11 protein-coding genes and 1 tRNA gene are annotated in these 13,121 nt (G+C 45.6%); 4 read left to right on the top strand and 8 right to left on the bottom strand.

The genetic code is table 11. The features are described 5' to 3' along the window. Nucleotides 1–19: 19 nt before the first annotated feature. Nucleotides 20–454, bottom strand: a complete 435-nt coding sequence (locus IEU85_RS00580) for a Fur family transcriptional regulator (RefSeq protein WP_229714661.1) — start codon at nucleotides 452–454, stop codon at nucleotides 20–22. A gap of 598 nt (nucleotides 455–1,052) precedes the next feature. Here IEU85_RS00580 and IEU85_RS08765 point away from each other — a divergent pair. Then, nucleotides 1,053–1,175 carry a hypothetical protein gene (locus IEU85_RS08765; RefSeq protein ID WP_268234201.1) on the top strand — a complete coding sequence of 41 codons (123 nt, stop codon included), beginning with the start codon at nucleotides 1,053–1,055 and terminating at the stop codon, nucleotides 1,173–1,175. A 382-nt stretch (nucleotides 1,176–1,557) separates the two neighbouring features. Here IEU85_RS08765 and purK read toward each other — a convergent pair whose 3' ends face one another. The 4 genes from purK to IEU85_RS00560 form a co-directional block, all read right to left on the bottom strand. After that, a complete protein-coding gene (purK, locus tag IEU85_RS00575; RefSeq protein WP_188354314.1) occupies nucleotides 1,558–2,715 on the bottom strand; it encodes a 5-(carboxyamino)imidazole ribonucleotide synthase in 1,158 nt (385 codons plus the stop codon). Beyond that, nucleotides 2,699–3,196, bottom strand: coding sequence for a 5-(carboxyamino)imidazole ribonucleotide mutase (gene purE / locus IEU85_RS00570; RefSeq protein WP_188354313.1), 498 nt, complete (start codon nucleotides 3,194–3,196; stop codon nucleotides 2,699–2,701). The genes purK and purE overlap by 17 nt, the downstream gene beginning before the upstream one ends. A gap of 229 nt (nucleotides 3,197–3,425) precedes the next feature. Next, nucleotides 3,426–4,427, bottom strand: coding sequence for a zinc-binding dehydrogenase (locus tag IEU85_RS00565; RefSeq protein ID WP_188354312.1), 1,002 nt, complete (start codon nucleotides 4,425–4,427; stop codon nucleotides 3,426–3,428). Between the two features lie 153 nt (nucleotides 4,428–4,580). Continuing rightward, complete coding sequence (locus tag IEU85_RS00560; protein ID WP_229714660.1) at nucleotides 4,581–5,897, bottom strand: MFS transporter; 1,317 nt, start codon at nucleotides 5,895–5,897, stop codon at nucleotides 4,581–4,583. Between the two features lie 124 nt (nucleotides 5,898–6,021). Here IEU85_RS00560 and IEU85_RS00555 point away from each other — a divergent pair, with 124 nt between their 5' ends. The 3 genes from IEU85_RS00555 (at nucleotide 6,022) to IEU85_RS00545 (ending at nucleotide 9,381) form a co-directional block, all read left to right on the top strand. Continuing rightward, nucleotides 6,022–6,576, top strand: coding sequence for a TetR/AcrR family transcriptional regulator (locus tag IEU85_RS00555; protein WP_188354311.1), 555 nt, complete (start codon nucleotides 6,022–6,024; stop codon nucleotides 6,574–6,576). A 172-nt stretch (nucleotides 6,577–6,748) separates the two neighbouring features. Further along, the gene (locus IEU85_RS00550) at nucleotides 6,749–8,626 is read left to right on the top strand and encodes an oleate hydratase (RefSeq protein ID WP_188354310.1); all 1,878 of its coding nucleotides are present in this window, start codon (nucleotides 6,749–6,751) and stop codon (nucleotides 8,624–8,626) included. 194 nt (nucleotides 8,627–8,820) lie between these two features. Further along, nucleotides 8,821–9,381, top strand: coding sequence for a hypothetical protein (locus IEU85_RS00545; RefSeq protein ID WP_188354309.1), 561 nt, complete (start codon nucleotides 8,821–8,823; stop codon nucleotides 9,379–9,381). 138 nt (nucleotides 9,382–9,519) lie between these two features. Here IEU85_RS00545 and IEU85_RS00540 read toward each other — a convergent pair. From IEU85_RS00540 to dnaG, 3 genes are all read right to left on the bottom strand, one after another. Continuing rightward, nucleotides 9,520–9,596: transfer RNA gene (locus IEU85_RS00540), tRNA-Arg, on the bottom strand. Nucleotides 9,597–9,707: 111 nt separating this feature from the next. Next, nucleotides 9,708–10,988: an MFS transporter gene (locus IEU85_RS00535; protein ID WP_229714659.1), complete on the bottom strand. Its 1,281-nt coding sequence runs from the start codon at nucleotides 10,986–10,988 to the stop codon at nucleotides 9,708–9,710. Nucleotides 10,989–11,062: 74 nt separating this feature from the next. Further along, the gene (dnaG, locus tag IEU85_RS00530; protein WP_188354308.1) at nucleotides 11,063–13,120 is read right to left on the bottom strand and encodes a DNA primase; all 2,058 of its coding nucleotides are present in this window, start codon (nucleotides 13,118–13,120) and stop codon (nucleotides 11,063–11,065) included. Nucleotide 13,121 lies beyond the last annotated feature (1 nt).

Raw genomic sequence — 13,121 nt, 5'->3', positions numbered from 1 at the left:
TCTACCATACGCAAATACACTATTGTGCGCACTCTTGGCATATACCAAATATTTCTATAACATGCGTACGCACTTTGAACCCATGATGCTGTGCCACTTGAGTAAACCATTGCTCCTCAGGCGGCTCTATATCTACCGTTTTACCACATTGTTCGCACACTAAATGATGGTGATGTTCCGGAGAGCGCTCTGCGCAATCTCGAAACAGCTGCTCTCCACCCATGCGCAAAGTATCCGCATGACCACTTGCAGCTAACGCATTGAGCTGACGATACACCGTCGCCAAGCCGATGCGTATGCCTTGTTCTTGCAATTGTTTATGGAGTTCTTGAGCCGAAATAAAGTCTTGTGTTTGACGCAGTTGATTATGTATTGCTGTTTTTTGAGCAGTTGTTCTCGATGATCCAACGCTAGTATTTGATGGAGATGTTGTATTCCCTTTACGTTCCGCCACTACACTCACCCTTATCAATCGTCTTGTACTACTTGAGATTATAAACATTTATCAGTTTGATACAAGACCGTTGAACTGTATTATCGAACTGCAGAAGCTTGCACAAACTCGTACTTCAATATTTCGTTTCCATACTCATGTTGCGCAAACGATTGCGCAATTACTGATAACCCACTATTAAATAGAAGTATTTGTGAAGTAATTAACAGCTCATTTTCTCCAGTATCTCACTGCCATGTTTATTGTAGTTCATCTTATATTCATAAATAGAACCCATATATTTCAACAATTCTATATACGACACGCCGTAAACATCAATAGTACCAACCAACCGGTAAGTACTTTGCACAAACGCTTGCGCAAATCTTGTGGTTGCGCTATAGTAATAATCGTCAGGAAGAAATACACAAGAAAGGAACAACAATGAATCTCAAGCAAGCATTCATTCGCAGCGCAACTTTGTACACTCTGTCTCAGACCAGCTCACCAGCTGTCGCACAGGCACTTATCGACACATTGCGTGAAACCGAAAAGCGCTAAAGCTAAAACTAAAACTAACCATACAAAAATCTAAATTACAAATAACAAGGAGTACAAAATGAATATTAAGAAGGCAATTCTTCGCGGACTTTCTCTTTCCGGTGCATCTATGATGATTTCTAACGCAGGTGCTAATGAGCGTGTTATTGAAAACGCTCTTGACATCGCCAACCAGCGCTAGATCTCACTCACTCCAATAGCATATGGCTATTGTTATGTATAGATAAACAAATATCAGTGAATGAGCATCTATACGAACAGCGTCGTTCGCATATCATGCTTTCTTTTTGCTTTGCAATACAATCGTCAGATATCGATAGCAATAACACCAATATGGTGTGCACTTGCATGTATTTACGTCATGATTTTGGTTTATAGCAATTAAGGTTTGAAAGTTCTTCTGAAAAATTCAGCATGTATAAGTTACTAGCCTAAACATACAAAACACAGTTCAAGCATTCAACCACCCAACCACTACCAAATCCCAAAAATAAGAAAAGGCTGCAACTCAAGCGTTGCAGCCTCATACGTATTACTAGCACGATGATATCCGCACTAGGCAGCTATTGCTCCCAAATACCGGTGCGCTCAAGTTCGCTCGCAACATCGACTGGATTGCGATCACCACATAGCACAGTAACATGCCCCATTTTGCGATTATGCTTAGCCTGTGCCTTGCCATAATCATGAACAAACCAATCAGCATGAGTTAATGCAGCAGCACGCACTGCTGGAATATGCTGCCCGAGCACATTAACCATAACCGCCGGCTCTAGTAGTCGAGGCTGCGGAAGAGGCCAACCGCTAATACCACGAATATGTGCTGCAAACTGATCAATTGAGCACGCTTCAATTGTGTAATGCGCAGAATTATGCGGACGAGGTGCAAGCTCATTGACCAACACGCGACCATCGCAGGTCACAAACAGCTCAATACCTAACGTTCCCGCCAGTTTGAACCCTTGTGCAAGCGTAGTGGCCAATTGATGAGCAATAGCATCAACTTCAGTATCAACATCAGCAGGCGCTATGGTCATGTGCAAAATATTATTGCGATGCTCATTGCGTACTACTGGGAACGTAACATAATGATCACCGTCGCCAGAAACCATAATCGAAGCTTCAAAAGCAAAATCGACAAAGCCTTCGACAATAGATTGTGGGAAGTTATCGTCTGACCAAACACGATCAAAATCAGCTTCTTCGCGCAATACCAGCTGACCGTGTCCATCATAGCCGCCCTCAGCAGTTTTGAGCACACAAGGCAGACCAAGCTCACTCACAGCTGTGCGAACTTCAGCTTGACTATGTACCTCTCGCCAAGGAGCAGTTGCAATACCAAGCCCATTAATAAACGATTTCTCACGAATGCGATTCTGTGTCACACGAAGTAAATCCGTACCTTGCGGAATAGCCACAATATCGCTTACAGCGTCCAAAGCATCCGCATCAACATTCTCAAACTCATAGGTCAGCACATCACTACGGTCTGCTAATTCCCGAATAGCGTCCTGATCATCGTAGTCGGCAATAATTTGAAAATCTGCAACCTGTGCGGTTGGGCAATCAGGGGTAGGATCAAGCACACCAATGCGCAACCCCATATATTTTGCTGCAAGCGCCATCATGCGACCAAGCTGACCGCCACCAACAATACCAATCGTATCTCCAGGCTGCAATGCTTGTATCTTACCTTGTGTACTTTCAGACAAGCTCGGCATTCGATTCCTCCACTTTGTCTTTCAATCCGGCACGATAGTCTTCAAGTGCCTGAGCTAACTCACTATCAGTAGTAGACAGCATGCTCACTGCAAGCAAACCAGCATTTGTTGCACCAGAATTGCCAATAGCTGTGGTTGCAACTGGAATACCACCTGGCATTTGCACAATAGATAGTAGAGAATCCAGCCCGCTTAATGCGCGTGACTGTACTGGAACACCGATGACTGGCAATGTTGTTTGTGCAGCAATCATACCCGGTAAATGCGCTGCCCCACCCGCGCCAGCAATAATTACACGCAATCCTGCCTCACGCGCACCATGAGCAAACTCAGCCATAAGCTCTGGAGTGCGGTGAGCAGAAATAACCTGCTTCATATAAGGGACATGGAATTGATCGAGGATTTCACAGGCATGAGCCATGGTTGGCCAGTCACTTGACGACCCCATAACTACTGCAACTTGTGGCTTACGTTCTGACATCTTACCTCTTTACGTAAGGTTTGACTTATGTCAAAGTGGACGGTTTGCCAGTGCCTGAAAGTAATTCAAGTACCAATACTACTGTACGAAGTCTTGCGGACGCACATTACACGAGAACGCAGCGTGCCACAAATAATGAGACGCACAACTACATCGTCATTGCAAGACTACTTCATCATTGCACAATTGCGCTACCATTACATAATGATGTCACCATTACATAATGATGTCACCATTGCACAACTACATTGCCAAACATGCTCCCCTGCACAACGCGGTCAAAAGCCACCGACGCGTGATCAACATCGTAAACACCATCAATAACAGGATGCAAATCAGCATGCTCTACAAAACGCAGCATACGAGCAAAATTCTCAGGGCTGCCCATAGTAACACCCTGAACGCGAATCTCTTGGAAAAATACACGCGTCAGCTCAGCACCTGGCTGATCTCCACTTGTTGCGCCACAGGTAACTACAGTACCGCCCTGTCGCACACTTTTTATGGAATGTGACCACGTTGCCTGCCCTACGCTATCAAGTACAGCATCAACTTTATGCAGCAATCGAGCGCCGCTATCCACTGCCACATCAGCACCAAGTGCTAACGCTCGATTCTGACGCTCTGTACTGCGTGAAGTTACTAATACTTCTAAACCGGCAGCATGTGCCATCTGAATAGCTGCTGTAGCAACTGATCCGCCTGCCCCTTGAATAAGCACACTATCACCCGGTTTGACTTGTGCCGCCTCAAACAGCATGGTATATGCAGTAAGCCAACCAGTGCCAAGTGCCGCCACCTCACTCATACTGAGATTATTCGGCTTAGCAAATACATGAGCACATGGTACATCAACATATTCCTGCATCAACCCCGGATAATATTCCGAAGGCAGCGTGCGGCGAGCGCCAGCTCCAACTCCTGCATGATCAGCGCCAAAAACACTGTATATCACTACTTCATCGCCTATAGCACAGCCAGGAACTCCACTCCCTGCGTCTACCAGCACGCCAGCACCATCAGTACCAAGTGTCATCGGCAATTGCCGTTCGCTTAACCCCCCACCCATCAGTGACCAGATATCGTGGTGATTCACACTATTAGCTGCAATGCGTATGCGCGCGCCATGCTGACCGAATGTATTTGCTGTATCCAAATCAGCAATTTGTGTAACTTGCAAACCTGCCAAAGGATTATCTGGATGAATGGATTGTGCACTAATAGCCTTCATTGGCTCCTCCCACGTACCTATCTTGTTGCCTGATTATTGTATTATCTGATTACCTATCGCACATTATACGTTGGAAAAGCTAACTACTGCGCTTATCAAGTAAGTACTTACCAAACTGTGCCTTATAACATGACAGCGCTCAGGCATTCGATGTTACAGTGCCACGGTGCGCCACTGCTGAGCATTTGGAATGTTGCGTACTATGCGAGTACTAGCTGCTAATACGGCTGCACAGCATAATACCGTCGCAAACACACTTATAGCAACCGTATATGAAGATGCGGCAAGCAGCCAACCAGCTAATGCACCACATGTTGCAGATAGTATTTGTGCTGGCATAGTTAACGTCACAGTCACACGACCTTGCATATGATGTGGGGCTTTAGCAAAAACAAACCCTAGAAGCGTCGCATTCATCATGGCAATAGGCAGTCCTAAACCAGCATTTACCAGCAATATCAACCAGTATTGATGAACCACTATCAGCAATAAACCACATACCGCTATCCATATCAAACTTATGCAGGCAGCAGCTCCCACATGCACGCGAGTGCTGAGTTTTCCTGCAATCAGTGAACCTACAAGCATAGCCAAGGCAATCGTACCGCTGATATAGCCAATGCGTGTAGCACTAATACCTTGTGCAACAAAATCAAGCTCGATGGCGTATTGCACACCGTTGATACCAAAGTTGGCAAGAGCAGCAATACTTACTATCAGCACTACGCGCGGTTTTGTAAGCGACCACTGCCAGCCCTCTACCATATCGTGCATGAAGCTGGTATGGTGCGGCACGGCAGTTTTGGCATGAATTTCATCACTATCATCCTGCTCTGTGACAACCCGCAGGGCATGCGAACGAGATTGCGCACGCAGTGGAAAACAGCTTATTGCAGCTATGGCATACAACACCGCTGAACCAGCAAAAGGAACCCAAGGCGCCATGCTATACAACATACCGCTCACCGGTCCACCGAGCATACTTACTGTAGCATCGCGACCTTCGTTCAAACTGCGAGCGCGAGGATAAGCCTCTATAGGCACAATGGAGCGCAGCATAGCATCTGTCGCCGTACCAAATAGTCCATGCACACCAGCAGCGATACAAGCAAGTGTCATCAATACTGAAAACGGCAACATATTCAGTGCACACAGTAGTGCAACTAGAGTCCAAATTCCTATACCAATGCCAGCATTCAGCGCAATACAAAACACACGATTTACTCGGTCAACCAGTGTGCCACCAAAAACTTGTGCTGCCAACCCCACAATCGTAGATCCAGTAGCCAGCCAACCGGCCTGCAAAGTAGAGCCAGTAAGTGCAAATCCCAGTAAACTCAAAGCCAGCGTACGCAACGCCAACCCTGCAGCAAGTGCAGTATCAGCACTCAACCAAGCTGGATACTGAGGATAAGCAAATAATGAAGTAGTAGTAGCATTACCCTGCATTACAGCCCTACGCTTACTCATCGCATACACCGACCTTCCGTAATGCCTAGCAGTATACGCGCTGCAACATCAGATACTGCACCATATTCCACAATCTCACTGGTGGCTCCATCGATTGCTCCTCGCATGTTTTATACTTAAGTCCATGGCTCAAACCACGAAGCTTGCATTGGAACTGTCATTAAAGCGACTACTACTTACTAAGCCGCTTGATAAAATCACAGTAACTGATATTGCCCAAGACTGCGGCATTAGTCGCATGACTTTCTATTACCATTTCAAAGATATATACGACCTCGTGGAATGGGCTTGCCAAGAAGATGCGGGTCGAGCGCTTGCAGGCAATCGTACTGCTGATACATGGCAGACTGGGTTTTTAGCTATTTTTAAGGCAGTACGCGCCAATAAACCATTTATTATGAATGTGTATCATTGTGTTAGCCGCAAACGTGTGGAGCAGTATTTGTATGACATTACCTATGATTTACTTATTGGTGTAGTTCAGGAAGAAGCTCGCGGATTGCGCGTGAGACAAGAAGATCAGCAGTTTATTGCAAATTTATTTAAGTATGCGTTTGTAGGGCTGATGCTTGATTGGATTGCTCATGATATGCGCGATGATGAGCAGGAGCTAGTTAATCATTTGAATACGGTTATTGAAGGCGATTTTAGGCGAGCGTTAGAACGTTTCGCATACTAAATATTGCGCATTTTTATCAATTGCCACTCAGTGTTTAATTTTTATACACTTGCGGCTCAGTGTTTAATGACACACCTGCATAACCCTCCTAGAATCAGCAGTGTTGGTTCACCAACCACACTGTGTACTTAACAATGTTTAAGTGCATTGACCCCAAGTTCAGGAGGTTATCATGTATTATTCCAACGGTAACTATGAAGCATTTGCTCGGCCAAAGAAGCCACTGGGTATTGATCATAAAAGCGCGTATATTGTTGGCACCGGACTTGCGGCACTCTCTGCAGCATGCTATCTGGTCCGTGACGCACAAATGCCAGGAGAGCATATTCATATTTTTGAAAAAGACGCTACTGCTGGTGGCGCATGTGATGGCTTGAATATTCCAGGACTTGGATACGTAATGCGTGGCGGACGAGAAATGGATAACCATTTTGAAGTCATGTGGGATCTTTTCCGTTCAATACCTTCTATTGAAACCGAAGGTGTATCAGTGCTTGATGAGTACTATTGGCTGAATAAGGAGGATCCTAATTATTCACTCTGTCGTGCTACCAAGGATCGTGGTCATGATGCAGGCACTGATGGCAAGTTTGGGTTAAGCGACAAAGCTGCTCAGGAAATTATGAAGCTGTTCTTCACCCCAGACGAGGAACTCTATAATAAGCCTATTACTGATTTCTTTGATGATGAAGTACTCAATTCAAACTTCTGGATGTATTGGCGTACCATGTTTGCTTTTGAAAACTGGCATTCTGCGCTAGAAATGAAGTTATATATTCAGCGTTATATTCACCATATTGGAGGACTCCCAGATTTCTCTGCTTTGCGTTTTACCCGCTATAACCAGTATGAGTCCATGATTTTGCCAATGGTACGGTACTTGGAAAACGCTGGCGTGCAATTCCATTTCAATACGAAAGTGGAAAATATTGAGTTTACTATTGACTCTGCTACAGGCCCAGTTCGTGAGGTAACTGGCACTGGTCAGGATACTATTTTGAAGATTGCTCAAGCAGCAGTACCGCGCAACCCATATTCCACGCCAAATCGCAAAATGGCACAGCGCATTATTATTGCGCATGATGGCACAATGCAGGCCATTGATTTGACCGAAGATGATCTCGTATTTATCACTAATGGTGGCTGCGTGGAGAATTCTTCTATGGGTAGCCAAACAACTCCAGCGGCGTGGAATCCTGAATTAAAGCCTGGCGGCGGCTGGGATATGTGGAAGCGCATTGCTAAGCAGGATCCAAGTTTTGGTCATCCAGAAGTATTCTGCTCAGACCCTCAAGCAACTAAGTGGATGAGCGCAACCGTGACGACGCTTGACGGGGAGATTCCTCCATATATTCAGCGTATTTGCAAGCGTGATCCATTTACCGGGCATGTGGTTACTGGCGGTATTGTTACTTGCACTGATTCGAATTGGCTTATGAGCTGGACACTTAACCGCCAGCAGCAGTTCAAGAACCAGCCAAAAGAGCAACTGTGTGTATGGGTGTATGGTTTGTTCCCGGACAAGCCTGGTAATTTTGTTAAGAAGCCAATGCAGGAGTGCACTGGTGAAGAAATCTGCCAAGAATGGCTCTATCATATGGGTGTTCCTATTGATCAGATTCCAACACTAGCTCGGGATCATGCCAATACCGTGCCTGTTATGATGCCGTATATTACTGCTTTCTTCATGCCTCGTGCTGCAGGAGACCGCCCAGATGTCGTCCCAGATGGAGCCGTAAACTTTGCCTTTATCGGTCAGTTTGCACAAACTCCACGCGACACGATTTTCACCACTGAGTACTCGATGCGCACTGGTATGGAGGCCGTCTATACGCTGGCTCGCGTGGATCGAGGTGTTCCTGAAGTTTGGGGTTCAGTCTATGACGTGCGTAATTTACTGAATGCATCTGTGAAATTGCGTGACGGTAAACCTATTACTGATATGCATTTGAATTTCATTGAGAAAACAGTATTAAAGAAAGTACTTCATAAACTTGAAGGCACTGAAATTCCAATGCTACTGCGTCGATACGGCGTTATCGAATCCTAGTGTTGGGTATCGAGCGTCGCTTGAATAATTGGGGGTCTAGGGTATTGCGCTTAGGATGTTATCCAGTGCAATACCCTAGTTTTTTCACTTTTCCACAAGAACCACAAATCGCCCTCATCCGAGTTGTAATCCCGTATACTAAAGCGTTATGTAGATAGGAGCCACATTATATCTGATGTTATAGGAGTTACTTTATGGAACATATTGCATGGGCCGATGAAAGCATTCGCCACAAAAACATGCCATTCCCTACATATTTCATGTGTGCATGCATCGTTGATGATAACAACCAATTACGTGAGCTTATGCTTTCTCTCAAGCCTATCCATGCAAATAAACTCCATTGGCGCAATATGACCACTAAAGAAAAACTTCATACGCTATCATCACTATCAACACTTAATTCAATATCGTTGATTGTTGCAGCTGAACAAATGAATCCTACTCCAGCTGAGCGTGCTCGAAGGTCAGTATTACGACGGTTACTCAATAATCTAGAACATTTTGAAATTGATCAACTCATTTTGGAAAGTAGGACGCCAACACAAGATAACTTAGACAGGCAGTTATTATCCTATCTACGCACAAATCATACTATTTCCTCAATTCGTATAGACCACATTAGAGGAGTTAATGAACCTTGTCTATGGCTCCCAGATCAAGTACTTGGAGCATACGGCGATACAAGAACTCACACACTTGACTGTAGTGAGTTTATTACTAACAAAATTTTAGATGAATACATTACACTATGATTCACTAAATAACGCAAAACCGGGCCCTATCATAACACAGGGTCACCGGTCTTACTTCCATTCCTACCCGCAGGTGGAAGGCACTATCTCTCAGTATAGCGTAAAATTTGCACCACTACAAATACCACGCACAACATCTGGTGACCCCGGCCGGGCTCGAACCGGCGACCTTGAGATTAGAAGTCACATGCTCTATCCAGCTGAGCTACGGGGCCATATGCGTGCACTGCCGAGGTGGCTGTGCAAACTCAAGTATTGTACCGCAACCTAGACACATAACCGCCGACAGGATAGTGTGCGTGTTGCCCGCATAGCCTACTATAAAACTACCGTGCAGATTGACGAGCAGATTGTGTATACGTATGACTTAGCGCATAAATCAGCCACATGAGTGGCAATGTCACCAAGAATGCCAAGTAGAACCAATGCAAACTCACATGCGCATACAAGAATCCACCCATAAGTGGTCCCAATGACATTCCCAAATCAATACCAATGTAATAGGTACTATTTGCTACTCCACTACGCGCCTTCCCCGCAATAATTACTGCTTGAGATTGCGTAGCCGAGCTCATCAAACCATAACTCGCTGCCATCATAAACGCCGCTAACAGCAACATAACATCATGGACCATATACTGCAAAAACACTAAGGTGAGCGCCATACCAAAGGTGCCAATAACAAGCCAGAACGTAAATGGTTTACTATCGAATAAATCGCGTAATGTTAAACGCATAATCAGCAAAATAATGGCATACATGGGGAAAAATAAGCTCACATGCACGCGCAAATGAAGGCCAGCGGCAAATGAGGCAATAAATGACTGATTAGCAAAATACGGAATAGCAAAAAGCATGAAAATCAGCGATAACGGTATTACTTTAGGCTCAATAACCTTGCGAATACTCCACGTGTGGCTCACACCACTACCTGCTGCTTTACTACTATCTGCTGCTTTGCCACTATTATCAGATTGCCCTGCTCGATATGGATTGCCACCATTACGCACGAGCATCACCGAGCACACCATAGCCAGTGCCATAGCAATTGACACTCCAAAAGCCGGGCGATATCCCACAGCCTGATGCACACCGATACCAATTGATGGGCCAACTGCCATCGCCAACGCATTCATCGTGCCATATAATCCCATACCGGCACCCATATGACGCAGCGGCAAAAGCAAAGACATCCACGTTGCCAAGCACACTGAACAGCAAGCAAAACCAACACCATTAACCATGCGAGCTGCAATGAGTGAGGCTGGCGAGCTAGAGCAGGCATACCACACATTAGCAATCAGGTAGAGTGATGCTCCTACGCCAACCAATACCCGCTTAGATGTTTTATCAGACAGCGCCCCTGCAATAGGTCTGCAAAATAGGGAAACAATACTCATCATTCCAGAGACAAGCCCCATGAGCGCTCCACCCGCGCCAAGAGATTGTGCAAAACCAGCAACCAGAGGCGTTACCAGCATATTACTGGCCATAAAGAAGAAAGTCGCTGCCATTACTAAAGCAACATCTCGCGTAATCAGTTTATCCTCAGGCGCTTTGCCTAATCGTGTTTTGCCATGCAACGGCTTGCTTGTTTGCTGTGCCACACCCCTATTGGCCACTATGCACCACGATCCTACTCTTGCCTACTACTCTCTACAACTACCTTGATGATTACCCGTTATCCTACGGTATTGCCAAAAACCTCAGCCTGTAAGTTTTTCCTATTGGCCTCAAGTCTGGTAATTTCACCAAGCAATTCAATTTGCTGCTCTTGTGGCAAATTACTCATACCTTGGCGAGCGCGAGCAATAGCACGCATATATCCTAGATCCAAAAGTCGCACTAAAAGTTCTGTGGCAAACTGCACTTCTGCTTCTAACGGTTCACGTAGTGGCGAAGAAGCTGACATATGCTGTGTTTGCTCTACAACTTCATCGCTAACTTGCTGCGGAAGCGGCAAAGGCATAGCGGCAAGATGCGAAATAGGATTCTCTAATACTGCCCCACCTGCTTTAGTAATCTGGTGTATCCACAGCCCTTGTGAAAGCTCAGTGCCTCGACTTGGCAAACCACCGGCAGCAATAATAGCTGTATAAATTGACTTAAATACTGGCACGGAAAAACTTTGCTCACTAATATGGGCAAATATTTGCGGGTTTATAGCCAATGGCACTTGGATAATCATTGCCAGCAGCTCTTGTTCGCACATAAGCACTGTGTCATCAACTGGCAGCTTGACATATTGCTGCGAACTTAAAGCATCATAGCGAGCCAGCATTGCCACATACGCGCGCTGTGCAGAAGAAAGCTGACCAGCATTTGATCCGACATTAGGCTGACGCTGCACATATGGGTTCATATCGCGGATACGTAGTTGTTCATGAGCTTTATTAACCTCTCGAAATAGCATATTGATATCCACGCCCACGCTGCGAGCAACGCGCTGCGCGTAGACAAAGCGCAACGATTCATCACGAATTTGTGCGATAATTGGCGCTACTGCCTGCACTGCGCCAATCTGACCCGGAGCATAATTTGTATCAAACTTGGCGAGCACTGTGCGAATAGTGAAATCATAGATTGGCGTAGCGTGGCGAATAAGCGCACGAATAGCCTCATCGCCTTGAGCAATACGCAAATCACATGGATCCATGTTATTGTCTGCAACTGCAACAAATGCTTGCATTAAAAATGCATTATCAAGACCAAAAGCGTGCATAGCGGCTTTTTGTCCTGCAGAATCCCCATCAAAAGTAAACGTTACACGTGCTGTACCGCCTTTGAGCGTACCGCGCAGTTGCATGCCACTTAACACATTATCAGAAATAAAACGGCGCACTATTTTCACATGTTCTGCGCCAAAAGCAGTACCACATGTTGCTACCGCATTCGTGATGCCAGCTATATGGCATGCCATCACATCGGTATAGCCTTCAACAATCACAATGGCATGCGTTTTTGAAATTTCCGGTTTCGCTAAATCAAGCCCATATAATACTTGGTTTTTGTGGTACAACGTAGTGTCAGGCGTATTGATATATTTCGCCTGAATAGAGTCGTCATCATAGAGTTTACGCGCTCCAAAACCTAGCGTACGCCCAGTGGCGTCACGAATAGGCCACGTTAGTCTCCCGCGGAAATAGTCATAAATCCCGCGATTGCCACGGCGCGCAAGCCCTGCATCAACCATTTCTTGTTGGGTAAAGCCCTTATCTGATAAATGTCGAACTAAATTATCCCATCCTTGGGGAGCATATCCACACCCGAAGCGCTCACTATCGGCCTGAGTAAAATTCCTGCCAGCAAGCAACTGACGTGCTGGCAATGCCTCAGCGGTCATCATTTGCGCCGTAAAAAACCGCTGTGCTTCATCATTGGCTTCAAGCAACCGAGAGCGTGTAGAACCTTTACGCTCTACACCGCCGGCAGCATTTTCATAGTGTAGTTCAATATGGTAGCGATCCGCCAAAATTTCCACAGCGTCGGCAAAACCAACATCCTCAGCTTGTTCAACATAGCCAAAAATATCGCCGCCGAGCCCGCATCCAAAACAATGCCAGGTACCTAATGATGGGCGCACAGAAAAACTAGCTGTTTTTTCATCATGGAACGGGCATAGTCCCATGAATGTACCAGTTCCAGCCGGTTTAAGCGTTACATCAGCAGAGATAACATCATATAAATCCGCTGTCGCGCGTACCTTTTCAATATCTTCGTGCTTAATCAGACCTGGCATA

Source organism: Galliscardovia ingluviei (genome assembly GCF_014635685.1).
GTDB lineage: Bacteria > Actinomycetota > Actinomycetes > Actinomycetales > Bifidobacteriaceae > Galliscardovia > Galliscardovia ingluviei.
This window is presented reverse-complemented; position numbering and strand designations above follow the sequence as displayed.